This is a genomic window from Natrinema salinisoli (assembly GCF_020405205.1).
Lineage (GTDB): Archaea > Halobacteriota > Halobacteria > Halobacteriales > Natrialbaceae > Natrinema > Natrinema salinisoli.
Map to the genome: position 1 here is coordinate 1,574,548 of NZ_CP084469.1, position 26,998 is coordinate 1,601,545.

Sequence of the window (26,998 nt, forward strand, 5' to 3'; positions counted from 1 at the left end):
CTTCTGACGATACTATCCAGATACTGCTGTTCTGACGACACTGTCCAGACAATACCAGCCTGACGATACCGCCGTCACACCACCTGTTCCGACGCATCGGTCGACTCCCTGCTCGTGGTGATTCGATCCGCCTCACTCGATACCAGTCTCCCACCCGCGCGGCGTCTCGTTCAGTCGCTCGGCCCCGTTCTCGGTCACGACGACGAGATCCTCGATCCTGACGCCGAACTCGCCCTCGAGGTAGATTCCCGGTTCGACGCTGAAGACCATTCCCGGTTCGAGTTCGCGGTCGTTGCCCGCGACGATGTACGGCGGCTCGTGGACCTCGAGGCCGACCCCGTGTCCGGTTCGGTGGACGAACGCATCGCCGTAGCCGGCTTCCTCGATGACCGAGCGGGCGGCGCGATCGATCGAGCCGGCCGTGACGCCCGGTTCGACGGCGTCGACCGCCGCCTGCTGTGCCTCCATGACCGTCTCGTGGACCCGCTCGTACTCGGCGGGCGGCTCGCCGACGACGATCGTCCGCGTCTGATCGCCCGGATATTGGCCCGTCCCCGACTCGAGCGCGGCCGGGACGAACGCGCCGAAGTCCAGCACGATCGGGTCGCCGGCGGTGATCGCTCGCGAGCCGCTGTGGTGGTGTGGCCGCGCCCCGTTCGGGCCGGCGGCGACGATCGTTTCGAACGCCGGTTCCTCGCCGCCCTCCGCGGCGAGCGACCGTTCGATTTCGGTCGCCAGTTCCGACTCGGTCTTGCCGATGAGCCCGTCCCCGCGCTCGCGAATCGCGAGCGAGACGCGATCCGCGACCGCGCCCGCCCGCCGGAGCGCCTCGAGTTCGACGTCGTCCTTTCGAACCCGGAGCGGCTCGAGGACGGTACTCGCGAGCCCGAAGTCGGCGTCGGGGAGTAGTTCCCGGAGGTCCTGCGTGAACGTCGCCCACAGACGATCGTCGACGAGGACGGTCGCTGATTCGGAATTCGGCCTACCGATCGAGTACTCCTCGAGCACGCTTTCGACAGCCTCGATCGGATCGTCGGCGTCGTTCCACGGGTGCAATTGCAGGGACGGGACCGGAAGCGCGGCCAATTGGTCCTCGTACATCGTCGGCGCGACGAGCGCGGGATCGCCCTGTTTGGGAACGAACAGCAACAGGTGTCGTTCGGACGGGGACTCCTCGAAGCCGGTCAGATAGGTCAGATTCGGACTCGGAAAGCAGACGAGCAGGTCCGCGTTCCCGTCCGCGAGTCGTCGCTGGCAGGCGGCGATCCGGCGTTCGAACGGCGATTTCATACGACCAGGTTCGATCGAACGAGAAATCAACGTTTGGTTGCAGGTATCGCCTCGGTCGCGCCCCATCCCTCGCTGCGATACATCGCCCAATCAGCACGATACGGCGCGCAATGAGCAGCCGAGTCGTCCGAATGCGTCCCTATCAGGCGGCGACTGTCCCAGCAATCGAATAGTCACGATTTCGTGACTGATGGTGGGAACCTATTAACGCCCCGGCGATCGCAAGCGGCGAAGCAACCCGTGGGGACGCTGTGGTTTCTCAGCGAATGCGAGTTACCGAGCGGTTGTCGTCGACGACTGTCCGTGATCGACAGCGACGGGCTGACGGCCGCGGACGAACGGCCGACGGATCCGCGTCCGACGGTCCCAGCTGTCCCGGTTCGTTGATTGTCGTCTCGAACCGGGAACCGTATCGTCACGAGTACGAAGACGAGGCTCCGGAGCCGGCGGCCGGCTCAGCGGGCCCCGATGGGAGTCCACCGACAGGAACGGACGGCGGCTCCCGTTCGATGACCGAGGGACGATCCATCACGGTCGACGAGCCGACCGGCGGGTTGACCGCGGGTCTCGATCCCGTCGTCCAGCGAACTGACGGCACCTGGATCGCTTGGGGCGACGGCGACGCGGACTTCGACGTCACGGACGACCGGAATTGCGTCGCCGTCCCGCCCGACGAGGAGGCGTACACCCTTCGCCGGCTTGAGCTCTCCGACGAGGCGGTCGACTCTTACTATTACGGGTTCAGCAACCGCGTCCTCTGGCCGCTCTGCCACGGTTTCCCCGACCTGATCGAGAACCGATCGAACGACTTCGAGTGGTACCGAACGGTCAACGAACAGTTCGCCGAGGCAGTCGCCGATCACGCCACGGCCGACTCCGTGATCTGGATTCAGGATTACCACCTCGCGCTCGCGCCCCGGATAATCCGTCAGTCGGTCCCCACCGGCGCGACCGTCGCCCACTTCTGGCACATCCCGTGGCCGACGCCGGGAACCTTCCGGCACTGTCCGGTCGGCGATCAGATTCTCGAGGGGCTGCTCGGCAACGATCTGGTCGGATTCCACGTGGGCCGGTACGCGGATCGATTCCTCGAGTGCGTCGATCGGTTCCTCCCGGACGCGACCGTCAACCGGGCTCGTCGAACGATCCGCTACGACGGACGAACGATTCGTGTCGTCGCGACGCCGATGGGCGTCGACGCCGAGTCGTACGACCGAGACGCGCGGTCGGCCGATCCGGGTCGGCTCTCCGCACTGTTCGAGGAGTACGGGATCGCGCAGGAAACGACTCTCGGCCTGGGCCTCGACCGACTCGATTACTCGAAGGGGATTCCCGAACGGCTGGCGGCACTCGAGCGGTTCTTCGAGCAAAATCCGGGCTGGCGCGGCGAGTTTACGTTCCTCCAGAAGGCAACCCCCTCGCGGACGGAGATCGAAACCTACCAGCAGTACGGCGAACTCGTCCGGAGCGAAGTCGAGCGGATCAACCGTCGCTTCGGGACGGGAGACTGGCAGCCGATCGTGTACACGGAGGACGTGCTCCCTCGAGCGGACATCTGTGCACTCTATCGCCGCGCGGACGTGATGGTCGTAAGCCCGCTCGTCGACGGGATGAATCTGGTCGCACAGGAGTACGTGGCCGCGAGCGTCGACGGCAACAGTGTGTTACTATTGAGCGATCGAACTGGCGCACACGAGCGACTCGGCTCCCACGCCCTGACGATCGATCCGACCGACTCCGACGGGGTCGCGGCCCAGCTCGGGTACGCGGTATCGATGTCGCCGTACGAACGGCGACGGCGGATGAACACGCTTCGGCAGCGCGTCTTCGACGGCGATCTCGAGTCCTGGATGGCCACGCAGTTCGACTGGATCCGACGCGTTCACGACGGCTCCGAGAGCAAGGACACGAACACGGATTCCGACTCCGACTCGCGAGAACCGACACCGCCGGTGTAGTCGATGACGGTTACACAGTCACCGCCGCGGCCGCTCGACGACGGATTGCCACAGCTCCGGGCGACGCTCGAGGATGCCGACGGCCTGCTCCTCTGCCTGGACTTCGACGGCACGCTCGCCCCGATCGTCGACGATCCGAACGCGGCGGTGCCGACCGAGCGCAACCGGGAGGCAGTGGCTTCGCTCGCGGCCGCACCGTCGGTGACGACGGCGGTCGTTAGCGGCCGCGCGTTGACCGACGTCCGCGAGCGCATCGACGGCCCGTCGATCTATGCCGGCAATCACGGGCTCGAACTCGCTCGGAGGGGGACAGTCGCGGTCCATCCGATCGCGCGCAAACGCGCGGCTCGAGTCGACCGAGTCTGTTCGGTCCTCGAGGACTCCCTCGCATCCATCCCGAACTGTCGGATCGAGAACAAGCGCCTGACGGGGACGGTCCACGTGAGATCGGTTCCGCCAGCCGACGAACAGACTGTCCGCCGTCTGACGCGCGAGGCTGTCGATCGGTTCGGTGGCGACGCCCTCGAGATTTCGCCCGGGAAACGAATCCTCGAGATCGGGCCGGACGTCCCCTGGGGAAAGGGACAGGCGGTCGAGCTGATCGCTGCCGATGTGTCACCCGAAACCGTCGTCGTCTATATCGGTGACGACGTCACCGACGAGTCCGCGTTTCGAGCCGTCGAACCGGATGGAATCGGCGTCCGAGTCGGTAACGACGACCCCTCGAGCGCCTCCTACCGGGTACAGGCACCCGCAGACGTTGCAGCCTTCCTCTCGTGGCTCGGAGCCACCGGTACCGGACTGGTCGAATGAGTCCTCAGATCGTAGCGAGCCCGTGAGTGACGGAATACGAACGGCCGTACCGGCTCGATCCAGCAGGGACGAGCCGAATACGGCGACAGGTACTCGTTCGCGCCACCAGTGCTTGGTCAGTTGACACGATATACAGATAATAGCAATAACCATAACAAACATCCTGTCTCGAGCCGAAAGTATTAGTTACCACTGGAAATATAGTCCGGTACGAGAGTGAACGAGAGTGAAACTCCGACAACCAACTGACTTCCTGATCCTCGAGGCGCTCGAGGACAAGGGCCGAAACGTCGCAACGAACCTGGCTGCACACACCGGAAAGAGCCGGAAGAACATCAATACCAGACTGCCGGTACTCGAGGACTACGGTCTCGTTAACAAGATCGGGCCCGCCGAACGGTCCGGCCTCTACGAGATCTCCTCCACGGGGAAGGCAGCGCTGGTGTACCAAGATCAGTACGACGAGGTCGACGACTTCGAGGCGCTGATCGAAGGACCGAACGCGGCTGCGGAGCAGGAGGGCGACGCCCAGACCAGTTTCGCCCGCGGCGAGAACGACGACGAAGACGACGAGTAACGACGCGCGTCGACCACCTCGTCTCGACAGACGCGAGACGAGCCACCGTCGACCGCCGTTCGGCCGCAGCTGTGGCCGTCTGGTAGTGACTACTGTAGCTCTCTTCCTAGAGCCATCAGTGTGACCGCGAAGCGACCACCCGCCGCTCGGCGGCGAGCGGTCTCAGTATCGCAGGAGTCCGCCGTCGTACGCTTCGAGCGCGCGGCGCGCACACGAGGAAAAGGCGAGACTGAGTTTACGGTCCCGGTCCTCCGACGTCGGAAGCGTCGTCCCGCAGCGAGAGCTGTCCGCATCGTACGCTGGATCCCAGGCGTAGCTACTCAGCATCGGCGTTGCGATCACGGCTCCGCCGTGGTGGAACGCGACGCCGTGACCGTGATCCAACCCGAGCGCGTGACCGATTTCGTGGACGAGAACCTGTATCGTCCGTGCTGGCGGCGTGTTCGGCACGATCCACCGGGTACCGGAAACCAGTTCGTCGAACGCATCGAGGGACGCGATGTGCCGAGCGCCGCCGACGGATGCAACGTGAGGGATGCCGTATCCGGTCGGTGCCTCCTCCATCCCGCCGTCCGTAACCAGCAGGTTGACGTCCGATACCGGCTCGAGCTCTCGCCGGCCGAGTTCACCCGCAGCGACGGCCATCGGCCACTCTCCGCGACTCGTCAGCCGAGCGGCGTCCTCGGTCGAGACCGAGACCGTCCCACCGACGGAGAGGTCGAGCGTCCAGTACCCGAGCGCGAGCATCTCCTCGAGGTACTCGAAAATACGGTCGGCGACCCCATCGTAGGTAGCAGCCGCCTCCGAGAACCAAATTCGAACGGCGAGCGTCTCAGCGGACCCGCGTGTCGCGTACGCGAGCATACTGAGCGAGGCGACCGACCCGACCGCCCCGAGAAACGCGCGACGTCTCATGGGCTACCTGGTGTGGCGGGGACCCAGTTCCTGCGGGTGAACATGGACACGTATTACCCTGGAGGCGATCCCGGTTCGCTCCGAGCGGCGCCGGTTCTCGAGACAGTCGGCCCCGCTCTCATCGAGTTCCCCCGCCTGTCGACGATCCGAGCGTGACTCTCGAAAGCGCGGATCTCGATCCCGGCTGGCAACTGATGCGGCTCGACCGGCACGAGCAAGAGCAGCGCGTCGTCCTCGGTTTCGACCAGCCATCTGTCCGGCCCGCGCTGTCGCAGACAGAGCGTCCACGCGCCGGTCCGAAGCCGGCGCTCGATCTGCCACTCAGTATAGTACCGATCATCCGCGCCGTGGAAGATCGCTTCGAACGGCGGCGTTACCACGATGTCCCCACCTGCGGTTCGGTGACGTACTGTGGTCTCCGTCTGCTCGTCATTCCTACCTGACCGGTCAGTTTTCGAGCGTATTGTCGCTGGGATTCATATAGCGTTCAGTTAAGAAAGAAGGAGAGTCACGGTATCGTGAACGACCGCTGGAAATCGACCACAGTGGTTCAACAGTCAAGGGGTACTGTCACTATCTTCGGTGCGAGCGCTCCTTGTAGTGGCGTGAGTCAGGCACGATCCCACTCCGTTCACCCTTGGCGGGAATCAATTGTGTCCGCTTCCCTCGAAGAACTCCTCGAGGATCGCCCTGAGACCCTTTCGAAGGTGTTGATGCATCGTCGGCGGCGAGATATCCATCGCTTCAGCGATCTCCTCGCCGGTGCTCTCCCGTGGCCAGTCGAAGAATCCGCCGTAGTAGGCGAGTCGAAGCGTCGTCAGTTGGCGATCGGTGAGTTGATCGAGGATCCGATTTCGGCGCTGGGCCGCCGTCCGAACCGGCCGATCGACTTCCCGTCTAGCCACGAGTTCGGTGTTCTCGTAGATGACGGTCAACGCCTCCGCGATTTCCCGGACGGCAGCGTTCTGCGACACTTCGACCAGACAGGTCCCGACACCGCTGTCGACCGTGACGTCCCGAATCGTCGCGCCGTGATTCTCGAGCGTTCGAACCCCCGACTGCGCGAGACGAATCTCGATCGTACAACTCTCGTCGCCGTCGTGGATGAGCCGACACTCCTCGATAGAGTCGTGTGCTCTCGCGGCCTCCAGAACCGTGTCACCGCCCAGTCCGTCGATCGTCACGTACTGAAACGTTCGTCCGTTCGCCGTGGTACCGGCCCACTCGAGCGAGCAGGTACAGTCGTACTCCTCGGAGAGATCGAACGAGAACGTATCGCCGCCGTCGATCCGGAACTCGAGTTCGACGACGGTATCAGCGAAGAGCAGCTGCCGATTTTTCACTGCCATGATGGTGAACCCGATCGTCTCGCCGAGCAGTCTGAATCCGGCCCGTTCGCGTTCACTGAACGCGTCGTCTCGGCTCGCGAGAACGGTGAGTACACCGTAGGTCGCGTCCTCGTGAGTGATCGGGGCGGCGGATCGCGGATCTGACGTCGTCTTCGCTTGCGGCTGCCTGCAACGGCTCGGGAACCGCTTCGTCGTCCAGCAGTCGGTTCGTCGTCCGAATTTCACCGGTCCGTATCGCCTGCGTGACCGGCCCGTCGTGATCGATAGACTCGCGGACGCACTCGAGATAGGTTTCGGCCTCGCCAGCGCCGGTTCGGTAGGAGAGTTGTCCGTCACCGGTTCGTTCGGCGATCCACGAGCCACAGTACAGCTCGGAGTCGACGAGCTGCTCGCAGACCTCGTGTTCGATAGCGTCCCGGGCCGGTGCCTCGACGAGGGTCTCGATCACCTGTCGGACGACCGCGTTGATTCGATTGAGCGTCTCGAGCTGATCCTGTCTCGATCGGAGTTCCCGCTCGCGTTGGACCCGTTCGGTGATGTCTCGAGCCAGCCAGACGACGGCGCGTCGACCCTGGATTCGCTGATCGAGCGGCACGACGCGCGCTTCGAATCGTCGGCTTCCCTCGGTCGTCTCGGCGTCGTACTCGACGGACCGAACGCCGTCGGTCCTGATCGCCTGGTCGATGCAGTCCTGTAGCTTCGCGGCGACCGCATCGGGGAACGCGTCCTGGAGTTTGGTTCCCGGAAGGTCGTCGGGGGCCATCGAGTACAGTTCGGCCGAATCGGGTCGAACCTTCGCCTCGAGATAGGTACCGTCTTCGCCGATGACGAACGCCTCGTCCGGGAGTTCGTCGCCGAGGATCCGTTCGTTTCGACTGTCGGCGTCATCCGACGGTTCCCTCGGCTGCGATCGAACCGTCGTGATGATCCGGTCGATCGGGTCCTCGTCGCGGTTCGTCGGTACGTATTCCGTCGCGTCGGCCCGGAGCGCGACCGTCGCAAGCCGTTCGGTTCCCGTTCGGGGCGCGACGATCGTCGGAACGGCCGGCGCCGCGGCGTGGACGCGCTGGAGGACGGACTGTATGTCGCCGGGACAGTCGAGTTCGAGAACGACGGCAATCGGGGAAGCCGGGGCGTCCGTGGTGGCAGGTGCCGACTCCGCTGCGCCGGTCGATCTGGAATCACCGTTCCCCGCCGGATGCGTCTCATCACCGTTCCGATCCCCGTCGGTGGCGTCTTCGGTGTCACCGCCGCTGTTCGTGTCCGCCGCGTCGAGCAGTGACTCGAGATCGCCCGTAACCGGAACCATTCGGACATCGTGCTCGGTCGCGTTCTCGAGTCGTGCTTGGAGGTCGCTCTCCTGGTCTCGACCGTCGGTCACGACGGTAATCGGTCTCGATCGATGTGTATCGTTCATCCCTATCTCTCTCTGTTTCGAGTGACTGCAGCCGGATTCATACGCGACCAGACACCGTTCTATCAAGATCGGTTGTGGAATAAAAGCTTGCTGGTCAGAAATCAGATGTGTTCCGGGAGCGATCGCTCCCCTGGATGAACTGGTTAGAGTTCGCCGCGGTCCCGAAGCTCCTCGAGCAGGTCGTCGACGAGCGATTCGACGTCTTCGTAGGGGAAATCACCGCCGGACGTCTTCGTGTTCAGTTCCATCGCAGTCATCGAGAAATCGCCGGACTCGAACGTCGTACTGGGCCCGTTTGGAAGCGCCGGGATGAGCTCCATCGGCCCGGAAACCGGATAGTCAGCGCCTTCGAAGGCGTCGATCAGTTGCGCTCGGAGTTCGGCTTCATCAGTCATTACGTCTCACGATTCCTGACCATGAATAATAAATCCGCAGGTGGTTCCGGTAGCCGCGCGGATCGTGGTGAAGACGAGCAGGAGTACGTCGCTGTGATCGGAACTAGCGGGCAAACGGACGTCCGTCTGACCGAACGGCCGGACTGACGGTGCTGGACGAGGGGATTCGACGAGCTCCGGCCGCCTAGAGCCGCCGCATGAACTCGGGAAGAATGCCCCGTTCGCTCGAGTCGCCGGCTGCGGCCGGCTCCGCGCCGGGATGTTCGACCTCCCCGTCGTCTCGGGGCCCGTCAAACGTGTCGGGATCCGAACCACTGACGGCCTCGTCTTCGGAGTCGGGGCTGGTGGCTGTGGGAGTGGAGTCAGTTGCTGTGGTCGCAGTGGTGCTCGAATTCGATGTCTCTTCTGCGGCCGTCTCGGAGCGCGCCTCGGCCTCGACGGCGGACTCGAACGCGGCTTCCGACTCGGGGCCAAAGTAATAGGGATCGCTGGGGGCCAGGTACGCCTGTAGCTGCACGTTCGCGTAGCCGGCCAGCGCGAGCGCGGGAACGAACAGCGGCTCGATTCCGAACAGCGTCGGGCCGGCCGTCAGGATGACCAGAAAGACCGACAGCGGCGAGTAGACGAAGAACGCGACGAGCCGAAAGGCGTTCCCGACGTAGCCGTCGATCACGTAGGAGTACAGGCCGTACGCACCGACGAACAGACCGATATCAGCGTAGAGGCCGACCAGCAGCCCGACGTCTCCGGCGACGAATCCGTGGATGTGGACCGCGATCGCCCCGGTCAACACCGTCGTTCGGTTGACGTAGGTCTCGTCGAGCGCCATCCCGAACACCAGCACTGCAAGCTGAATCAGGGGGGCCGCGACCCACCACGGGAGGGAACTGAAGAGCACGCCGGGATACACGTCGATTACACCCACACGTCCGAGTGAACCCAGTCCGACCCCTTTAACGTTCGTTCCGTTTCGAGACTCGATTCGACGCTCCGAACCGATTCCGCCGGTCGGGCTCGAGTCATCGTTGGTCTTCTCTTCCGACGGATCGGTGTGGAAACAGTAGAAACAATAATGAGTCAGTAGCAAGCACTGTCCCTACATGGCGAAAGATACCGTCAGGTATCCCGACGACGTGGTCGAAGAGATCGACACGCTCGTCGAAGACGGTATGTTCGAGAGCAAATCCGAGTTCTACCGGTTCTCCGCGGAGTACGTACTCACGCTGGTCGACCCGGACCACGACGTGAAGACGTTCAACTTCGACGAGATCAAATCGGAACTCGATATCAGCGAGGAGGATCACGCGAAAGCGCTCGGGGCCGACGGCGGTACGTTCTTCCTCGACGCCGTGATCAACGTCCGCAAATACGGGTTGCGCGGCAACTACGAGGCCGCCGAACGATTCATCGACACTCACTACGACGAGACCGACCAGGAGTGTATCATCCTCGAGGAACTGCTCGGAACCTACCGCAGCGAATCGGCGTAATCGCGAGTCACCAGCACTCTCGCCCAGAGGAGACGACCGCGCGTTCGCACCCCAGAATTTCACGCCGACTTCCTAGTCCGATACGAACGGTTCGCCGAGCGCTGCCAGATCGACGTTCTCCTCGACGAGCCGCGCCGCCCGGTCGTACGGCGTCGGGCCAGTACCACCTGTTTCTGTCGACTGTGACGACGACGCACCCTCGTCCGTCGGTCGGTCGACGCCCGCCGTCGCCGCGACGTGATCGAGAAACGCCGTGCGGACCGATTCGTTGTCGAACAGGCCGTGGAGGTACGTGCCCAGTATCGCTCCGCGGGCCGCACTCGAGTCCCCGAGCGGCCGACCGATGTCCTCGAGCGTCGTCGTTCGGCCCGCGTGGATCTCGTATCCCGACGCCGGACCGTCGGCACCCGAAAGCAGCGCCGATGCGGTTTCGTCGACGGGAACCGTCGTTTGCTCGAGTCGTTTGGTCCCCTCGAAGCGGGTCTCGACCGGTAACAGACCGAGCCCGTCGACGACGTCGTCCTCGCCGGTCCCCTCGAGCGCGGCGTTAGTGATGCGCTCGCCGAGCATCTGATAGCCGCCGCAGACGCCGACGACCGGTCCGTCGAAGGCCGCGAGCGCGTCGGCGAAGCCGGCCTCGTGAAGCGCCAGGAGATCGTCGACGGTGTTCTTCGTGCCCGGGATGACGACCGCATCCGCGTCGACGCCGTCGAGCGGGTCGATCGTCCCATCGCCGTCGATCGGGACGTAGACAACCGAGACGCCGGGTTCGTCCGCCAGCGCCTCGAGGTCCGTCGCGTTCGAGAGCCGCGGGAGCCGCGGCACGGCGATCCGAATTCGACGATCGGCCGCGACGCCGTCGTCGTCGCCGACGATGCCCCGCTCCTCGGTCCCGGGAAGCCCGACGCTGTCCTCCTCCGGAAGGCCGGGATCGTCGTAGGGGAGGACGCCCAGAATTGGGACCTCCGTCCGGGATTCGATCTCTTCGATGCCGGGCTCGAGCAGCGACGGATCGCCGCGGAACTTCGTGATCACTGCACCCACGATGCGATCGCGGATCTCGTCGGGGACGAGCTCGATGGTGCCGTAGAGGCTGGCGAAGGCCCCGCCACGTTCGATATCGACCAGGAGGAGGATGTCGGCGTCCGCAAATCCAGCGGTTTCGACGTTCGCGAGGTCCCGGTCGTGCAGATTGATCTCGCCGATACTGCCCGCGCCCTCGGCGACGATCACGTCGTTGTCGGCCGCCAGTCTGCGGTAGGACTCCTCGGCGGCCTCGAGCGCTCGCTCCCAGTACTCATCGTAGTAGGTGCCGGCGGGCACGTGATCGTTGGCGTCCCCCTGTAGCACGAGTTGGCTCTCACCGTCGCCCCGGGGCTTGAGCAGGACCGGGTTGCAGTCCGTCGTCGGGGTGGTTCGAGCGGCTCGAGCCTGCACGAACTGGGAGACGCCGATCTCGCCCCACTGGTCGTCGGTGCCGACGTCCTCGTCGGCGTCGTCTCCTCCCGGGTCGCCATCCTGCCGGTCGTCCGCGTCCGGCCGAACGACGACGCGAGCGTTGTTGCTCATGTTCTGGCCCTTGAACGGCGCGACCGAGACGCCTCGATCCGACAGGAGCCGACAGAGCCCAGCCGCGACCGTCGACTTGCCGACGTGACTCGCAGTTCCGGCGACGAGAAGGGTTCTTGTCATCCGCGTTGGGGGTAGTCGTGAGGCCGGGAGTATCGTCCTATCGGTTCCGGTCGTACTCGGGTTTCGGCGGGACTCGAGGCTGTTTAAATCCGTCCGAAGCGATCCGATGGTTACGGGAGGGAGTTCGCACACTCGTGCAATTCCGTCTCAGTTTCCCAGTCGCAGAGCCGGTCTGCATCCGATAGCATGTCAAAAATCGCCGTCTGCATCCCGCTGTACGGGTTCTCGAGGTCGACGCCCGTGTCGACGTCCGCCGGCGCCAGGTTCTCATATGTCCGCTTGAAGACGTGCGTCTTCTCGAAGTACTCCTCGATGGCAGTGAAATAGCCCTGCTCGACAAGGAATCCGCCGCCGTCGTGTTCGGTCACTCCGACGATGAAAACGGCGTAATCAGCGAGGAGACGGAACTTGAGGTAGGTGTTCGTCCACTCGCTTCGGATATCGACCATCAGAAACGCATAGCTATCCGCCCGACGATTGAGTCGGTCCTTGACGAGTTGGAGGCGGTGGATCTCCGGGCGTCCGTAGCTGCCGAGAACAAAGTACGTCCTGTCGGTCGTGAGAAGCGGCGATAGTTCCGCGACGCTATGTTTGAGTGCCTCGTACTCCTCCGGCGTCAACGACGACTCGTGGAGATACGATTCGGCTTTGTCGGCGAGCTCGTCGACGGTCACCGGCTCCTCGGTCATCAGCCGAGCGGACGCAGCTTCGCCCCTTCAATTTACCGACTGGATCCCCGAAGAGATCGTGCACGACCGATTCGTATTTGAGCGAAACGCTTTTGAGCGTATCGGTCGAATTGACGAATATGAGCACGCCGGATCGGACGCCGACCGACCTCGAAACCGTCCGCGAGCGCTTGAACGTCGTCACCCAGGAGACGCGGTTCGCTCTCGTGCAGGACCTCCTCGGACATCCCGAGGGACTGCCGACGCTGAAGGAACTGGATTACGTCAATCCCAGCAAGAGTCGGACGACGATCCGACAGCACCTCCAGCAACTCATCGATGCGGGGATCGTCGAGGAAGTAACGCTCCCGACGGGTCGCCGCCGGAACGATCTGCCGTACAAGTTCTACGGCATCAGCGACGACGGACGCCAGTTCCTCGAGGCACACGACCTCCTGCGAGCGAAAGAGACGCTCCGTGAAATCTACGCACGAGTGGAGAAGACCGACGAAATCGAACGGTACGAGACCGCGCCGCGACCCGACCGATAGGGTCGAACCGAGATCGCAGCACCTCGAGACCGGTTATTCTGTCCGATATCGCGCGTCCCATCGGGGCCCCGCACGACTCGAGAGGACGAGCCCTACGAGACCGAGCCCAATCCCGGCGAGTCCGAGTCCGACGGCGAGCTCCGCCGACGGTGGGACGACGACGAAGCCGGCGACCAGCGTCGGGACGAGCGCGACGGCCACGCCGAGGGTAAACGTCGCGAATCGGACGGCGTCGAAGAGGAATTCGTTGGGATCGAAGCCGGCGATGTAGACCGTGAGGCCGTAGTAGTACAGCCCGTAGCCGGCCAGCAGGACGGCCCCGACGGCGGCGTCGACGAGCGTCGCCTCGAACCAGAGCACGGCCGCGAGGTAGGGCACGGCGACCGTCGGCGCGCCGACCAGCACGAACGCGATCCGCTTGGCCCGGAAGACGTCCTCGATCGAGACGGGGTACGTGAGATAGGCCTCGAGCGAGTCGAACTGGGTTAACCAGTTATAGGTCGTAAACGCGGAGAGGCCGAGGATGCCGCCGAAGAAGATCCCCGGCGCTGGCGCGATGCCGGTGATCGTGTCGACGACGCCGACGAGTGCGGCCACGAGCACGAGGAGGATGCTGACCGAGACGAACGGCTTCCAGACGCCCCCCGAGGAGCGAGCGAGGTCGAGTAAGGACTTCGTGACGAGGGGAGCGTCGTCGATGGGAAGCGCGTCACTGATCCGAGCGAACCGATCGGTTGCGGTCCGCGAGGGTCGTCCGTACGTCGGATCGTACAGCAGGAGCGACCCCCCTGCGACGACGAGGGTCCCGACTGCCAGCCCGCTGACGGTAATCACGGACCCGCTGATCGGCACGAGGACTCGCTGGAGCGGCTCGAGGCTCCCGGTCGCCCAGCCGCCGACGATAGCGAGTCCGACCGCCAGCCCGATGGCCCACGGCGGCGTGCCGCGCGTGCGGACGGCGATCAGCGCGACGGTGACCGCCATTCCGAACCCGAAGACGAGACAGAGCGAGAGCCAGAACAGGCCGACCGAGGCCGGCGTCGTGGCCGACAGGCCGTCGACCGCGACGCTTCCCAGCGCCATCGGCAACACGAACGCGACCGCGTAGAACAGGCCGTCTTTCAGTAAGAACGCGCCCAGCAAGCGCCGCCGCGAGAGCGGTAACGTCGTCGACGAGGACAGCAGCAGGGACAGCCGTCCGAACACGTTCTCGAGCATGTCCGACCCCGCAAAACCCGCAGTGCCGCTGTAGAGCCCGAAGCCGAACGCGAGGACGTGCAACCCGCCGGCGACCGTCGCCGGTGCGGTGCCGGTTTCGACGAGCGCGACCGTCCCGCTCACGCTCAGCAAGGCGATGACGAACGGAAAGAGCGCGAACCGCCAGCCGCCGAAGAGCTGCGTGTGGAGCCGCCACTCCTCGCGGAAGAGCACTGCGAGCAGCCGGCGGGTCGAGAGCCCGGAGCCCGATCGGGTCGCGTCCGCCGCGTTCGCTCCGTCCGCGGTCCCTGTCTCAGTCGTATTCGCTCCGTCAGTGGGACCCGCCCGGGTCATGTCCCCATCCGCTCGAGCGTCGGCGTGTCTCGCGTCTCCTCGCGCTCGACGCGATCGAGGAACACCTCGAGCAGCGACTCGTCGTCACCGCCGTCCTCGAGCGACCGTTCGGTGACGAGCCGGCCGTCGGCGACGATGCCGACGCGGGTGCAGATCTCCTCGGCGACGTCGATGTTGTGCGTCGAGACGAAGACGGCGTTGTCCCCGGCCGCGTAGGAGACGAGGAACCGCTTGACCTGCTCCTGGACGAGCGGGTCGAGGTTCGCCAGCGGCTCGTCGATGAAGACCACGTCGGGTTCGTGGACGAACGCCTGCGCGATCATCACCTTCTGCTGTTGCCCCCGCGAGAGATCGGTGTGGAGCGTATCAAGCTTGCTCTCGAACCCGAGCCGGTCGGCCCACGCTGCCGTCTGCTCGGCGACCCGCTCCGGCTCGAGGTCCCGCACTTCGCCGACGAACTCGAGGTATTCACGGGGGGTGAGAAAGCTCGGCGGCGATTCTTGTTCGGGCAGGATGCCGACCCGTCGTCGCGTCTCGATCGGGTCGGCGACCGGATCGGTCTCGAGGACGCTCACGTCGCCCGCGTCCGGCTCGATCTGGCCGGTCAACACGCGAATCGTCGTCGTCTTGCCGGCGCCGTTCGGCCCGAGAAAGCCGTACAGCTCACCCCGATCGACGGAGAATTCCATTCCGTCCACGGCGTCGACGGATCCGTACGACTTTCGCAGTCCGTCTACCTGAATCGCTCCCATTGAATATCGAATCGTTCTCAGGATTTGATAATAACTGTGTTGGTAGGGAAATAGTGACAGATCGATCGATCGCTCGAGACGGACGCCGGTCGCGCCGCCACCTCAGAACTCGGTCCCGCGCCGCGCCCGCTGGCCGTCGTCGATCGGATGTTTCATTTTGCGGACGTTCGTGATCAGGTCGGCCCGGTCCTCGAGATACGCGGGTTCGGTGTGACTCCCCGACAGCACCAGCTCGAGGTCGTCCGGCTTCGCGTCGATGAGATCGTGGACGTCCCCCTCCGAGAGCAGGTCGCGATCCGCGGCGTACAGTATCTCGTCGAGGATCAACATGTGCATTCCCGCCTCGGGCTCCGCGTCGAGATCGATCGGCTCAGCGAGGTCGGCTTCGTCCGCCGCCTCGAGCAACTCGCGGGCGCGCTCGAGGCCGGCCTGGGCTTCGGCCTCGTGGTCGGCCTCCTCGCTGCCGTCTTCCATCCCGTGCCAGCCGTAGTGGCCGAGGTTCTCGTAGCTGATTCCCGGCAGCGCGGCGATGGCGTTGTACTCGCCGCGAACGGCGTCGACGCTCGAGGCACCGCCCTTCATGAACTGGAGCATGTGGACGCGGTAGCCGTGGCCGGCGGCGCGCATCCCCATCCCGAGGGCGGCCGTCGTCTTCCCCTTTCCGTCGCCCCACCAGACCTGTACGAGGCCGAATTCCTCGGGAGCGGCGGGTTCGATCCGTTCGGCTTCGGGCGTCCGTCCCTGCCCGGGCGTGTTCTCGACCGTGGACTCGGGCGTCCGATCGTCGCTCATACGCGTGCCGTCGGACCGATCGCACATGTAACTGCCCCATCCGTCCGTGTTCGGTCAGTGACACTCTTAACCAAACGTGTCTTGAGGCCTCGCTCCTAACGTGGCTGCACCCAATGTCCCTCGAGTTCTCCTCGTCCGACGATACTCTCTCCGTCAAGCGCGTCGTCGGCGCGCTCGACGACGAGGCCTGCCGGGAAATCGTCGCCGTTCTCGAGGAGCCGATGACGGTCGAGGCGGTCGCCGAGGCCACGGACCGTCCGCTCTCGACCACCTATCGCAAACTCGACTGCCTGACCGACGCCGGACTCGTGGAGGAAGCCGTCGGGGTTCGCGAGGGTCGCCACCAGAAATCGCGATACGTCGCCACTCTCGGTCGGATCTCGATCGCGCTCGACGGCGACAACGAGTTGCGCGCCGATATCGACCGCGCGAGGGGACACGGTATCTGGTCGGATCGCTAGCGAGGTCGCTGGACCGACTCGGTATCGGCCGTTCGGCTCGAGGCCGACGAGTCGAGCTGCGAGTTCCGCTCGCTTCGCGTCCACCATCCTTCGACAGCCGTCGCTCGGGCAGCGCGCTCGCACCGAACCGCACGCCGGGGACTAGCGGCCGACGAGATCGGTATCGGTGGGTCCCTGTCCGTCGAAGCGCCGGACGAACTCGTCGAGTCGCGTTGGTTCAGACGCGCCCGGTAGTCGCTCGTCAGCAGTGGAACACTCGACCTCCACTCCGAGTCGGTCGCAGACGAGATCCGCGGTCGCCTCGGCCATCCGGCGGTAGGTCGTCAACTTGCCGCCGACGATGCTACAGCAGTTCGCGACGCCCTCGTCGGCGTGATCGAGCAGGTGGAATCCCCTCGAGATCCCCCGCCCGCCGCGGGTCGCTTCGTCGGGTTCGTACAGCGGGCGGACGCCCCACCACGTCCGAGCGCGCTCGGCGTCGGCCACCGCCGGGAGCATCGCCGCACACTCTCGAATCGTCTTCTCGATCTCCCAGTCGGCCCGCTCGTAGTCGTCCGGGTCGTCGACCGCCACGCTCGTCGTCCCGAGGACGACCTCGCCGTCGTGTGGCACGATGATATCGCCGTCGTCGGGGTCGCGACATCGGTTCAAGACCGGCTCGAGGTCGTCGTATTCGACCGACACCATGACGCCGCGGGTCGGCCGCATCTCGACGGAAACGCCCGTCATGTCGCCGATCCGTCCGGCGTGCGGACCGGTCGCGTTCACGACGAACTCCGGCCGAACGGTGTCGTCGACGTCGCCACCGAGCGCGACCGACGCAACCCGTCCGCTATCGACGGTCATCGACGTGACGGGCGCGTGGGTCAGTATTCGCGATCCGTGATCCAGGGCGTCGGCCGCATTGGCCGCGACGAGTCGGGACGGAACGAGTACGCCGTCCGGGACTCGCATCGCGCGGTCGACGTCGGCGGCGAGGTCCGGAACCGTCTCACGAGCCGTCTCCCCGTCGACGGCCTCGGTCGGAATTCCCACCTCCTCACAGGCGTCGCGCTTCGCCTCGAAGTAAGCCGGATCGTCGTCGGTCAGTTGGACGAACAGTCCTCCCGTCTCTCGGATGCAGGCACCCCCGATTCGGCGCAGGATTCGGTTCTCCTCGAGACAGGCTCGCGCCTCCGGGCCGTCGGCTTCGGCGTACCGCGCGCCGCTGTGGAGGAGCCCGTGCGAGCGGCCTGACGTCCCGGCGGAGAGTCCGTCTCGTTCGGCGAGCGTGACGTCGACGCCCCTGAGCGCGAGGTCCCTGGCGATTCCCGTCCCGGTCGCACCGCCGCCGATCACGAGGACGTCCGTTCGGCTGTCCATAGTCGAAATACGGAGTCCGGACGGACGTACCTTTCACCACACGGGGACGACCAGCGAGGTGTCGGGCTGGACGCTACCGATATCCCAGGACGCGGAGCTTCTCGGTCACCTCCTCCTCGTCCATTCGAACCGACTCGATCGGCGCGTCTTCGACGATCCGTCGTCGATCGCTCGAATCGACGACGTGCCAGGGAACCCGTCGCAACGACTCCGTCGCCAGATACTCGAAGTGTCCGTACTTTCGGCTCGTGTACGGCAGCAGTCGCTCGCCGAGTAATTCCCCGTGATCGGCGGAGATAACAGATCTTCCGTCCAGTTCCCGGATCAACCGATCGGCGTAGGGGAGGACGACCTCGAGGTTCTCCGCGTAGGCCTGTCGCAGATCGGTGACATCGATATCGAACGCGTCGTCCTCGACGATTTCGTAGAGCTGTACGTTCAGCGCGCCGAAGCGATCGCCCCGGCCGCCGCGCGAAAGCGACGAGAGATCGCTCCGAGTTGCGATTCGCTGGTAAATTTCGAGCCCGGTCTCTCCCACGAGCGGAACGTGGGGTTGCAGGAAGTGGACGATCAGCCGCTTGTGCGGGTGTCGCTCGTGGGCCTCGAGTGCCGTCTCGACGACGGTCTCCGGATCGATCACGTAGCTGTCTTCCAGGAGACTGGGATCCAGGATGTCGTCCGCGTCGACGGCCGCCGACTCCGCGACCGGCTCCGGCGGCACCGGATAGATCGCGTGAAACACGTCGTCGCCGATATCGGCCGTGAAGGCGTTCCCGCTGACGTAGACGGTGTCGTGGTGTTCTCTCCCCGCGAAGTTCGCGTCGATCCACCCCGGGCTGCTCGAGCCGGCGGACAGCCGGGACTCGAGCGTCCCGTCGATCCAGTTCATATCGGCGAAGAAATCGTATCGACAGGCGTCGAGCACGACGAGCGTGTCCCACTCCTCGTCCATGACGTCGATGCCGCTACCGTGGCGCAACTCGAAGACCTCGCGGTGGGCCGACCAGAGGTACTTGCAGATTTCCGTCCAGACGAGCCCTGGATCCCGGATCCCGTTTCGAACGCTCTCCAGCGAGTACTTCGTGAACGGCATTCCCACGCTAGAATGCGGCGGGAGAGCCACATATAAAACGGGGGCGGGCTGCTGCTGGCGAGAATCGCGCTCGAGTGTGCTCGACGGGATCGATCTCGTCCGTCGAAGCTCTCCCTCGGCGTGGTGGTCCGCGCCGCTTCGTCGCGGGGCGTCCCATCGAACGATCTGAAACCGGTGATCGCGATGACTGACTTGCTACCTACTGCTTCGCCGCGACGATCTCGCCGAACTTCTCACGGACCTTCTCGACTTTCGGGGCCGCGTGCATGGTGCAGTACGCGTCGTTGGGGTTCTTCTCGAAGTAGTCCTGATGCTTCTCCTCGGCGCGATAGAACGTCTCGAGGGCCTCCAGTTCGGTCACCACGTCGTCGTCGTACTCGCTGTCGAGAGCTTCGATGTAGGCCTCGGCCTGTGTTCGTTGCTCGTCGTCGTGGTACAGCACGATAGAGCGATACTGCGTGCCGACGTCGGGTCCCTGTCTGTTCAGCTGGGTCGGATCGTGAGTCGCGAAGAACACCTCGAGCAGTTCGTCGTACCCGATCGCGTCCGGGTCGTACTCGACCTGCACGACCTCCGCGTGGCCGGTGCTCCCGGAGCAGACTTCGCGGTAGGAGGGGTCCTCGGTGTGCCCGCCGGCGTAGCCGGAGGTCACCGACGCCACGCCCTCGAGTTCCTTCATCGCCGCTTCCGTACACCAGAAACAACCGCCGCCGAACGTGGCTCGTTCCATACCCCTCTGTAGGATGCGACCGAGGAAAGGTGTGACGGGTGCTCGCGGTCGGCGACCTCGCCCAGAGGGCCGAATCCCGTGCGAAACGATATGGCGATGGCTGACAAACGCCGGTGCATGTCCTGGGACACAGTCCGACTCGAGTGGGACGACGACGTTGCAACGCTGACCGTCGACCGACCGGACGCGCTCAACGCGTTGAACGTCGAGACGCTGGAAGCGATGGGCGAAGCCATCGAGGAAGCCGCCGAGGAGGAGGCTCGCACGCTCGTCCTGACGGGGGCCGGCGACGCGTTCATCGCCGGCGCGGACATCAAGTACATGCAGGATCTCTCCCCCGAAGACGCTCAGGCGTGGGGCGAACTCGGCCACGACGTGGCCGACGCGCTCGAGGCGTTCCCCTCGCCGACGATCGCGGCGGTCAACGGCTACGCCTTCGGCGGCGGCTGCGAGATGGCGATAGCCTGCGACCTTCGCGTCGCGAGCGAGTCGGCCCTGATCGGTAACACCGAGATCGATCTCGGAATCATTCCCGGCTGGGGTGCCACCCAGCGGCTGCCGCGACTGGTTGGCGACGAGACCGCCCGCAGGATGATCTTCCTCGGCGAGCGCCTCGACGCCGATTCCGCCGCGGAGGCGGGCCTGTTCGGCGAGGTCGTCCCCGACGACGACCTCGAGGACGTCGTCACCGAGCTGGCCGATCGGCTGGCCGCGAAGCCGGCCTTCGCGATGCAGACCGCGAAGCAGGCGATCAACCAGGGACACGCCGGATCGCAGGAGAGCGGTCTCGCGTACGAGAAACGCGCCTTCGCGAGCCTCTTCGGGACGCACGACCAGCGCGAGGGGATGGAAGCGTTCGTCGAGGACCGAGAGCCGGAGTTCGAGTAACGCGGGTAGCGAGTTGCGTCCCGGCTACCGCTCGTCGACGGCCCACGTGAGCAAGACGCCGTCGTCGAGGCGGTCGACGTCCTCGAGTTCGAGCCGCGGAAAATCCGCGAGGAACCCCTCGCCGTCGGCGAGCGTCGGGGCGTCACGACCGCCGATGATTTTCGGACCGACGAAGACCCGTAGCTCGTCGACCAGTCCGGCCTCGAACAGCGAGAAGATGAGTTCGCCTCCGCCCTCGACCATGAGTCGCTCGAGGCCCGCGTCCTGCAGCGCCGCGAACGCGCGCAGGAGGTCGACCCTGTCGTCGCCCGCGGTAACCAACTCGGCGTGATCGGCGAGCGCCATCCGTCGGTCGACGGGCGCGGCCTCGCTCAGACAGACGTAGGTCGTCGCCGCGTCGTCGAGGATCGCCGCGTCCGTCGGCGTCCGCCCGCTCGAGTCGACGACGACCCGTGCGGGGTTCGCGGACCGGCCGTCCGCACGACGCTGGTCCTGCAGATCGTCGTCCTTGACCGTCAGATGCGGATCGTCCGCGAGGACGGTTCCGACGCCGACCACGACGGCGTCGCTGGCCGCCCGAAGTCGATCGACGCGCGCGAAGTCCGCTTCGCCGCTGATCGCGATCTGTTCGCGGCGGTGCGACGAGAGCTTCCCGTCCCCGCTCATCGCGGCGTTGACGACGACGTGCATACCCGTGCTCTCGTGGCGCTGGTAAAGAAATCCCCGTGTCTCGGTGTCAGGCGTGTTCGGTATTCAGCCTGGCAGCAGAATCAACACCGTGAGTGTCGATATCAACTCACGGGTACCGAAATGCACCAGCAATGGGAATACAAGACGCTCGAACCGCCAAAGGGGTTGACCAAGCGAGAGACGGTCGATCCAACGGACGAACTCAACCGCCTCGGTGCGGAGGGCTGGGAACTCGCAGAGACGATCAGCTACGACGGTGGCGGCACGAAACTACTGCTGTTCAAGCGCCCAGTCACTCATGAGTGACCTCTCGACGGACAACACGCTCCGTGAGCGCACGGACGTTAACAAGTACTGGTTCTGGTTGCTCCTCGACGCCAACCGGTGGGTCGTCGCCGTCGGCCTCGCTTTCCTGATCTTCCTCGTGTTCATGATCTGGGGCGTGATGAAGCCGGTGTCGCTGCGCTCAGCCATGCACTCGAGCGACATGGTCGAAACGGTATTCGCCGGTCTCGTCGGCGCGATCATCACCGGAACGACGCTCGTCGTCACGATCAATCAGCTCGTCCTCTCCCAGGAAATCGGCTCGCTCGGGAACCAGCGTAGTCGGATGGACGTGACGATGGATTTCCGCCAGAACACCGACAGTCTCCTCGGGATGACGACGCCCGGCGACCCAGCGGCCTACCTCCATGCGCTTATCGAAACGAGCGAACAGCGAGCAAAGACACTGCGAGACACGCTCTCCGAGACTGAAAACCAGGAGGTCTACGAGAAAGTGGACGAGTACGTAACCGATCTGTTGGAGAACGCCGACAACGCACGTAACCACCTCGAAGACACGGATTTCGGCACCTTCGGCGTCTTATCGCCCGCGCTCGATTACAACTACGATCGGAAGATGCACGACGTTCGCCGGCTCGGGATGGCGTACGAAGACTCCCTCACCGACGAGGAACGAAGCGCGTTCAGAAATTTGCTCGAGGCACTCACGATGTACGGGGTGGTCCGCGAGTACGTCAAGGACCTCTACATCCAGTGGGCGCTGGTGAAGCTCTCACGAGCCATCCTGTACGCCGCAGTGATTGCGCTCACCGTCGCTGGCGGGATGGTCGTCTTCGTCGACCCGACGTCGTTCCCCGGTACGTTCCTCGGCATCGAGAGCATTCTCTGGGTTGTTAGCGCCGCGTTCGCCATCTCAGCGCTGCCATTTCTCCTGTTCACATCCTACATCCTGCGGCTCGCGACGCTCGCCAAACAGACTCTCTCGATGGGACCACTCATGCTTAGCTAACCTCCTACCAGACTCAATATATTACTATATAGTGCAACCGTTATCGACGTATAGATACCAAGACATTGGTAGCTCAAATACCGCAAAATCACCTCATAGGCGGATGAAAGCGCTAATTCTCGACACTCTATAGACTAGTGTATTTATATTGTTGCGGTCAAAATCGGTTCGTATGGAGACGCGAAAAGTGCAGGTCACTGGTGGGTCCACGTTCACCGTCTCGTTGCCGAAGACCTGGGCGATCGACAACGACGTCAGCAGCGGCACCACGGTCGAATTCTATCCCGACGGGGACGAACTCCTTCTGACGCCCGAGCGCGAAAGCCGACGTCAGGAAGGGACCCTGGACGTCTCCGGACTCGAGGATGAGGAACTGATGCGGGCGGTCATGACGATGTACGTCAGCGGCTTCGACGTCATTTCGCTCGAGGCGGGCCGCATCACGACCGAGCAGCGGAGCGCGATCCGGGACGCCACCCAGCGACTCGTCGGCGTCGAAGTGCTCGAGGAGACGGGCGACAGCGTCGTCATTCAGGACCTGCTGGACTCCTCGGAGCTGTCGATCGTCAACGCGGTCACGCGGATGCGCCTGATCGCCCGATCGATGCTCGAGGACGCGGTCACCGCGCTGATCGAGAACGACGACGCGATCGCTCACGACGTGGTCGAGCGCGACGACGACGTCGACCGGCTCTGGCTGGTCGTCTCGCGCATCTTCCGCGCAACGCTGCGGTCGCCTCGCGCGGTCGAGGAGCTCGGCGTCTCCCGCGAGGACTGCTTCGACTACCACTCCAGCGCCCGACAGCTCGAGCGGATCGCCGACCACGCCGTCAAGATCAGTAACATCGCCCTCAAACTGGACGAATTGCCAGCTGACGTCGCCGACGCCCTCCACGGGCTCCACGGCGAGGCCGCGACGGTCTTCGAGGGGTCGATGGACGCCCTGCTCGCCGAGGACCCCGAGGAGGCGACCCGGCTCGGTCACGACGCGATCGAAGCCGTCCTCGAGATCGACGAACACACCAGACGGATAGACGACATGCTCCGCGACCTCGAGCCCGCGCAGGCGCAGTCGCTGGGGCTGATCGTCGACTCGCTGTCCAGAAGCGCCGACTACGGCGGGAACATCGCCGAAACGGCATTACAGAAGGCGGCACCGCGTCCCTGACCTGGGACTGGAATTCGACGGATCCGCGCGCTCCTTTTTTCGTATCAACACTCGAAGGCATCGGAGCAGCTTTAATTCGGATCGAGACGGAAGGCAACGACATGGAGTACACGCGACTCGGTGGGAGGGGACTCGAGGTCTCCCGTCTCTGTCTCGGCTGTATGAACTTCGGAACCGGCCAGCCCTGGATGGTCCACGACCGCGAGCAGTCCCGCGAAGTGATCGACCGCGCGCTCGATCTCGGGATCAACTTCTTCGACACGGCGAACGTCTATTCACGAGGCGAAAGCGAGGAGATCCTCGGCGACGCCCTCGCCGACGCCGACCGCGACCGATCTGAACTCGTCGTCGCGACGAAGGTCTTCGGCCCGATGCACGAGGGGCCGAACGGAGGGGGACTCTCTCGCAAGCACGTCCTCGATCAGGCCGAGGCGAGCCTCGACCGCCTCGGGACCGACTACATCGACCTCTACCAGATCCACCGCTGGGACGACGACACCCCGATCGAGGAGACACTCTCGGCGCTCGACGCCCTCGTCGACGCGGGCAAAGTCCGCTACGTCGGTGCGAGCACGATGCCGGCCTGGAAGTTCATGAAAGCGCTCTCGAAAGCCGACGTCGACAACTACGAGCGCTTCGTCTCGATGCAGTGCGAGTACAACCTCGTCGACCGACACGAGGAGGCGAACGTGTTGCCCCTCTGTGCCGATCAGGAGATCGGCGTCATCCCCTGGTCGCCGCTGGCCGGCGGCTTCCTCACCGGGAAGTACGAACGGGACGGAGACCGCGACTCCGGCCGGGCCGCGACGGACGAGTTCATGGAGAAACGGTTCACCGAGGAGAACTGGACCGTCCTCGAGCGAGTCCGCGAGATCGCCGACGCCCACGACGCCACGCCGACGCAGGTGGCACTCGCCTGGTTGCTCCACAAGGAGACCGTCGACGCACCGATCGTGGGTCCGCGAACGATCGAGCACCTCGAGGACCACGTCGGCGCACTCGAGGTCGACCTCAGCGACGGCGAACTCGAGCGGTTAGAAGAGCCGATCACGCCGGTCTGGAACCCCGATATCGGCGACGTGTAGTCGTGGAACTGGTGCGGTGCCAACCACGATGAGGGATACTACGCGCTCCTGAATGGCGCTGCACGGGCCGCGACGAACTGAAACGGATGTCGCGTTAGTCGATGAGAACGGCGTTGACCTGACCGGTCTGGCCGGGTCGGGAGGTGACGCGGGCCTGGCCCTCGCTCGTGTCGATGACGGCACCCTTCGTGATGATGTTCCGGCGAATGTAGTTCGGGTTGGCGTCGTTCTCGACGACGTCTTCGATCTCCGCGGACACCGTTTCGTCGCCCTTGTTGACGCTCGCGACGTCCGTCGCCAGCGCTCGCGTCTTCGTGCCGTTTCCGCGGACGTCGATGGTCCGGAATCGCGGTTCGCCGACCTCCGTCTCCGTCGGCGATCGACCGAGTTCGTCCTTGCGGCGGTTTCGAACGTTCTTCAGTCGGCCACCGGTTCGCTTGCGCGTAGAGCGTCCCTGATCTTGCATACACGCAACCAGTCCCGGCGCATATTTATATGCAACGAGACGCGCCCCGTTCGAGAGCCGACCGGTCGCGACGTCGGTGAGCGAGAGGCCCGCTCGAGTCGCGATACCGGTCGGTCAGTCGTCAGGCACCAGACAGTAGGCGTGACCGGTTTCCTCGAGCACCGTCTCTTCCTCGTCGTCGTAGTAGTTCGAGAAGACGCCTCGTTCGGCGTAGTAGATCCGGTCGCCTCGCGGGATCGCGCCGCTGGTCACGTGCCCGCGGTTTTGGACCCGCCAGCGTCGCTCGCCGGTCGCCCTGTCGAGGGCGTACAGGTGCCCGTCGTAGGAGCCGACGAGGATCGATTCGGCGGTCGCCGTGATCGAGCCGATGACGCGACCGTTGACGTTCGTCGACCACAGTTCGTCGCCCGTTTCGGCGTCGAGTGCGTAGACGAAGTGGTCGTCGCTCCCCACGTAGACGACTCCCTCCTCGGGATCGATCGCCGGGTTCGACATGATGACCCGACCGGTCTCGAACGACCACTCCTCGGTGCCGTCCGCGAGGTCGAGCCGGTAGAATCGGCCGTCCCAGGAGCCGACGAACGCCGCCCCGTCGTAGGTCGGGATCGTGCCCTTGATCTGCGCACCGAGATTGAATCGGCCATCCGCCTTCGACTTGCCGTCGGGTCCGCCCTCGCCGCCGGCCTGGAACGACCACGCGAACTCGAGGGAGGGGAACTCCCAGCAGTAGACCACGCCGTCGTTCGAACCGGTGACGAGCCGCCCGGTCTCGCAGTCGATCGCGGGCGAGGGATGGGGCATCCCCCAGAGGCGGTCGTCGCTCCAGGTCGGCGTCCCCGTTTCGGCGTCGAGCTCCCAGAGCGCACCGCTGTCCGGGTTCTTGTACTCCGCGAGGAGGTACAGGTTGCCGTCGACGTAGGCGGGGCTCGAGCCGATCGCGATCGCGCCGCCGAACTCGCGGGCTCCCGTTCGCCAGCGGACGTCACCGGTGTCGACGTCGATCGCGTAGCAATCGCCGTCGTAGCCGCCGATGTAGGCGGTTTCGTCGACGATCGCCGGCGTTCCGTGAAAGCCGAGGCTCCGCGAGGCTCCCGTCTCGATACCCCAGCGCTGCTCGCCGGTCGGCGTATACGCGTCTATCCGCCCGGTGTCGCTCGCGACCAGGATCGTCTCGCCGTCCGGCGTCGGTCGGGGCGTCGACTTGGCGGCAGTATGGCCGATCTCGTTGGTCGGGACCGACCAGTCGACGCGAACGGCGGCGGGAACGGTCTCCTCGGGGTAGTAGCCGTACCGGCGCAGTCCGCGACGAAACATGGAGATTCCGTCGTCCGCCGGGAGCGGCGTGTACTCCCCTGCGGATTCCGCGGCGGCCGCGACGGGCGAACAGTCCGGTGGTGACCGGTACTGTCGCCCGGCACAGCCGGCCAGCCCGATCGTTCCCGCGGCCCCCGCGGTACAGAGCAGCTGTCGTCTGGTGACTCGAGTACCGCCGGCTGTCTCGGCGTCGCGATCGAACTCGACGGCCCGAGGATCGGCGGTTCGCTCGGTCAC

The 26,998-nt window shown here is 64.8% G+C and carries 27 protein-coding genes and 1 pseudogene; 11 read left to right on the forward strand and 17 right to left on the reverse strand.

What is annotated here, in order from left to right; all coding sequences use genetic code 11:
* Window positions 1-132: 132 nt before the first annotated feature.
* On the reverse strand, window positions 133-1,290 hold the full coding sequence (locus LDB05_RS07730) for a M24 family metallopeptidase (RefSeq protein WP_226007345.1): 1,158 nt from the start codon (window positions 1,288-1,290) through the stop codon (window positions 133-135).
* Between the two features lie 266 nt (window positions 1,291-1,556).
* Here LDB05_RS07730 and LDB05_RS07735 point away from each other — a divergent pair, with 266 nt between their 5' ends.
* The 3 genes from LDB05_RS07735 (at window position 1,557) to LDB05_RS07745 (ending at window position 4,638) form a co-directional block, all read left to right on the forward strand.
* A complete protein-coding gene (locus LDB05_RS07735) occupies window positions 1,557-3,248 on the forward strand; it encodes an alpha,alpha-trehalose-phosphate synthase (UDP-forming) (RefSeq protein WP_226007884.1) in 1,692 nt (563 codons plus the stop codon).
* Between the two features lie 3 nt (window positions 3,249-3,251).
* A complete protein-coding gene (otsB, locus tag LDB05_RS07740; RefSeq protein WP_226007346.1) occupies window positions 3,252-4,061 on the forward strand; it encodes a trehalose-phosphatase in 810 nt (269 codons plus the stop codon).
* A gap of 226 nt (window positions 4,062-4,287) precedes the next feature.
* Entirely contained in the window at window positions 4,288-4,638 is a 351-nt protein-coding gene (locus LDB05_RS07745) for a winged helix-turn-helix domain-containing protein (RefSeq protein WP_226007347.1), read from the forward strand.
* 162 nt (window positions 4,639-4,800) lie between these two features.
* Here the strand turns inward: LDB05_RS07745 and LDB05_RS07750 are convergent, their stop codons facing one another.
* From LDB05_RS07750 to LDB05_RS07770, 5 genes and pseudogenes are all read right to left on the reverse strand, one after another.
* Window positions 4,801-5,553, reverse strand: coding sequence for a peptidase M10A and M12B matrixin and adamalysin (locus LDB05_RS07750; RefSeq protein WP_226007348.1), 753 nt, complete (start codon window positions 5,551-5,553; stop codon window positions 4,801-4,803).
* A gap of 53 nt (window positions 5,554-5,606) precedes the next feature.
* Entirely contained in the window at window positions 5,607-5,933 is a 327-nt protein-coding gene (locus LDB05_RS07755) for a hypothetical protein (RefSeq protein WP_226007349.1), read from the reverse strand.
* Between the two features lie 267 nt (window positions 5,934-6,200).
* Window positions 6,201-8,319, reverse strand: a pseudogene (locus LDB05_RS07760) (bacterio-opsin activator domain-containing protein).
* 143 nt (window positions 8,320-8,462) lie between these two features.
* Window positions 8,463-8,714 carry an MTH865 family protein gene (locus LDB05_RS07765; RefSeq protein ID WP_226007350.1) on the reverse strand — a complete coding sequence of 84 codons (252 nt, stop codon included), beginning with the start codon at window positions 8,712-8,714 and terminating at the stop codon, window positions 8,463-8,465.
* Between the two features lie 184 nt (window positions 8,715-8,898).
* Window positions 8,899-9,639 carry an ICP22 family protein gene (locus tag LDB05_RS07770; RefSeq protein ID WP_226007351.1) on the reverse strand — a complete coding sequence of 247 codons (741 nt, stop codon included), beginning with the start codon at window positions 9,637-9,639 and terminating at the stop codon, window positions 8,899-8,901.
* A 175-nt stretch (window positions 9,640-9,814) separates the two neighbouring features.
* Between LDB05_RS07770 and LDB05_RS07775 the strand changes: the two genes are divergently transcribed.
* Window positions 9,815-10,204 (forward strand): ribbon-helix-helix domain-containing protein, encoded by a 390-nt coding sequence (locus tag LDB05_RS07775; RefSeq protein ID WP_226007352.1) that lies wholly within the window; start codon window positions 9,815-9,817, stop codon window positions 10,202-10,204.
* A gap of 72 nt (window positions 10,205-10,276) precedes the next feature.
* Here the strand turns inward: LDB05_RS07775 and LDB05_RS07780 are convergent, their stop codons facing one another.
* Together LDB05_RS07780 and LDB05_RS07785 are read right to left on the reverse strand one after the other, a co-directional pair.
* A complete protein-coding gene (locus tag LDB05_RS07780; RefSeq protein WP_226007353.1) occupies window positions 10,277-11,896 on the reverse strand; it encodes a cobyric acid synthase in 1,620 nt (539 codons plus the stop codon).
* Window positions 11,897-12,006: 110 nt separating this feature from the next.
* Window positions 12,007-12,585 carry a DUF8170 family protein gene (locus LDB05_RS07785; RefSeq protein WP_226007354.1) on the reverse strand — a complete coding sequence of 193 codons (579 nt, stop codon included), beginning with the start codon at window positions 12,583-12,585 and terminating at the stop codon, window positions 12,007-12,009.
* Between the two features lie 119 nt (window positions 12,586-12,704).
* On the opposite strand from LDB05_RS07785, the gene LDB05_RS07790 reads away from it, so the two are divergent.
* Window positions 12,705-13,115, forward strand: a complete 411-nt coding sequence (locus LDB05_RS07790) for a helix-turn-helix domain-containing protein (protein WP_226007355.1) — start codon at window positions 12,705-12,707, stop codon at window positions 13,113-13,115.
* A 33-nt stretch (window positions 13,116-13,148) separates the two neighbouring features.
* Here LDB05_RS07790 and LDB05_RS07795 read toward each other — a convergent pair whose 3' ends face one another.
* The 3 genes from LDB05_RS07795 to LDB05_RS07805 form a co-directional block, all read right to left on the reverse strand.
* On the reverse strand, window positions 13,149-14,666 hold the full coding sequence (locus LDB05_RS07795; protein WP_226007356.1) for a hypothetical protein: 1,518 nt from the start codon (window positions 14,664-14,666) through the stop codon (window positions 13,149-13,151).
* The gene (locus tag LDB05_RS07800) at window positions 14,663-15,418 is read right to left on the reverse strand and encodes an ABC transporter ATP-binding protein (RefSeq protein WP_226007357.1); all 756 of its coding nucleotides are present in this window, start codon (window positions 15,416-15,418) and stop codon (window positions 14,663-14,665) included. The genes LDB05_RS07795 and LDB05_RS07800 overlap by 4 nt, the downstream gene beginning before the upstream one ends.
* A 102-nt stretch (window positions 15,419-15,520) precedes the next feature.
* Window positions 15,521-16,210 carry a cob(I)yrinic acid a,c-diamide adenosyltransferase gene (locus tag LDB05_RS07805; RefSeq protein WP_226007358.1) on the reverse strand — a complete coding sequence of 230 codons (690 nt, stop codon included), beginning with the start codon at window positions 16,208-16,210 and terminating at the stop codon, window positions 15,521-15,523.
* Window positions 16,211-16,323: 113 nt separating this feature from the next.
* On the opposite strand from LDB05_RS07805, the gene LDB05_RS07810 reads away from it, so the two are divergent.
* Window positions 16,324-16,671 (forward strand): winged helix-turn-helix domain-containing protein, encoded by a 348-nt coding sequence (locus LDB05_RS07810; protein ID WP_226007359.1) that lies wholly within the window; start codon window positions 16,324-16,326, stop codon window positions 16,669-16,671.
* 141 nt (window positions 16,672-16,812) lie between these two features.
* Here LDB05_RS07810 and LDB05_RS07815 read toward each other — a convergent pair whose 3' ends face one another.
* From LDB05_RS07815 to msrA, 3 genes are all read right to left on the reverse strand, one after another.
* Window positions 16,813-18,033 carry an FAD-dependent oxidoreductase gene (locus LDB05_RS07815; protein WP_226007360.1) on the reverse strand — a complete coding sequence of 407 codons (1,221 nt, stop codon included), beginning with the start codon at window positions 18,031-18,033 and terminating at the stop codon, window positions 16,813-16,815.
* A gap of 73 nt (window positions 18,034-18,106) precedes the next feature.
* The gene (locus LDB05_RS07820) at window positions 18,107-19,126 is read right to left on the reverse strand and encodes a hypothetical protein (protein WP_226007885.1); all 1,020 of its coding nucleotides are present in this window, start codon (window positions 19,124-19,126) and stop codon (window positions 18,107-18,109) included.
* 199 nt (window positions 19,127-19,325) lie between these two features.
* Window positions 19,326-19,856 (reverse strand): peptide-methionine (S)-S-oxide reductase MsrA, encoded by a 531-nt coding sequence (msrA, locus tag LDB05_RS07825; RefSeq protein ID WP_226007361.1) that lies wholly within the window; start codon window positions 19,854-19,856, stop codon window positions 19,326-19,328.
* A gap of 117 nt (window positions 19,857-19,973) precedes the next feature.
* On the opposite strand from msrA, the gene LDB05_RS07830 reads away from it, so the two are divergent.
* Window positions 19,974-20,744, forward strand: coding sequence for an enoyl-CoA hydratase/isomerase family protein (locus LDB05_RS07830; protein WP_226007362.1), 771 nt, complete (start codon window positions 19,974-19,976; stop codon window positions 20,742-20,744).
* A 24-nt stretch (window positions 20,745-20,768) separates the two neighbouring features.
* Here the strand turns inward: LDB05_RS07830 and LDB05_RS07835 are convergent, their stop codons facing one another.
* Complete coding sequence (locus LDB05_RS07835) at window positions 20,769-21,434, reverse strand: 2,5-diamino-6-(ribosylamino)-4(3H)-pyrimidinone 5'-phosphate reductase (RefSeq protein WP_226007363.1); 666 nt, start codon at window positions 21,432-21,434, stop codon at window positions 20,769-20,771.
* Between the two features lie 120 nt (window positions 21,435-21,554).
* Between LDB05_RS07835 and sp36 the strand changes: the two genes are divergently transcribed.
* The 4 genes from sp36 (at window position 21,555) to LDB05_RS07855 (ending at window position 24,981) form a co-directional block, all read left to right on the forward strand.
* Entirely contained in the window at window positions 21,555-21,740 is a 186-nt protein-coding gene (gene sp36 / locus LDB05_RS07840) for a Sp36 family protein (protein ID WP_226007364.1), read from the forward strand.
* Entirely contained in the window at window positions 21,733-22,728 is a 996-nt protein-coding gene (locus LDB05_RS07845) for a DUF7972 family membrane protein (RefSeq protein ID WP_226007365.1), read from the forward strand. The genes sp36 and LDB05_RS07845 overlap by 8 nt, the downstream gene beginning before the upstream one ends.
* A 172-nt stretch (window positions 22,729-22,900) precedes the next feature.
* On the forward strand, window positions 22,901-23,896 hold the full coding sequence (locus LDB05_RS07850) for a phosphate uptake regulator PhoU (protein WP_226007366.1): 996 nt from the start codon (window positions 22,901-22,903) through the stop codon (window positions 23,894-23,896).
* Window positions 23,897-23,997: 101 nt separating this feature from the next.
* Window positions 23,998-24,981 (forward strand): aldo/keto reductase, encoded by a 984-nt coding sequence (locus LDB05_RS07855; RefSeq protein ID WP_226007367.1) that lies wholly within the window; start codon window positions 23,998-24,000, stop codon window positions 24,979-24,981.
* Window positions 24,982-25,075: 94 nt separating this feature from the next.
* On the opposite strand, the gene LDB05_RS07860 is transcribed toward LDB05_RS07855, so the two are convergent.
* Both LDB05_RS07860 and LDB05_RS07865 read right to left on the reverse strand, forming a co-directional pair.
* Window positions 25,076-25,447 carry a 30S ribosomal protein S8e gene (locus tag LDB05_RS07860; RefSeq protein WP_226007368.1) on the reverse strand — a complete coding sequence of 124 codons (372 nt, stop codon included), beginning with the start codon at window positions 25,445-25,447 and terminating at the stop codon, window positions 25,076-25,078.
* A gap of 114 nt (window positions 25,448-25,561) precedes the next feature.
* Complete coding sequence (locus LDB05_RS07865; protein ID WP_226007369.1) at window positions 25,562-26,998, reverse strand: outer membrane protein assembly factor BamB; 1,437 nt, start codon at window positions 26,996-26,998, stop codon at window positions 25,562-25,564.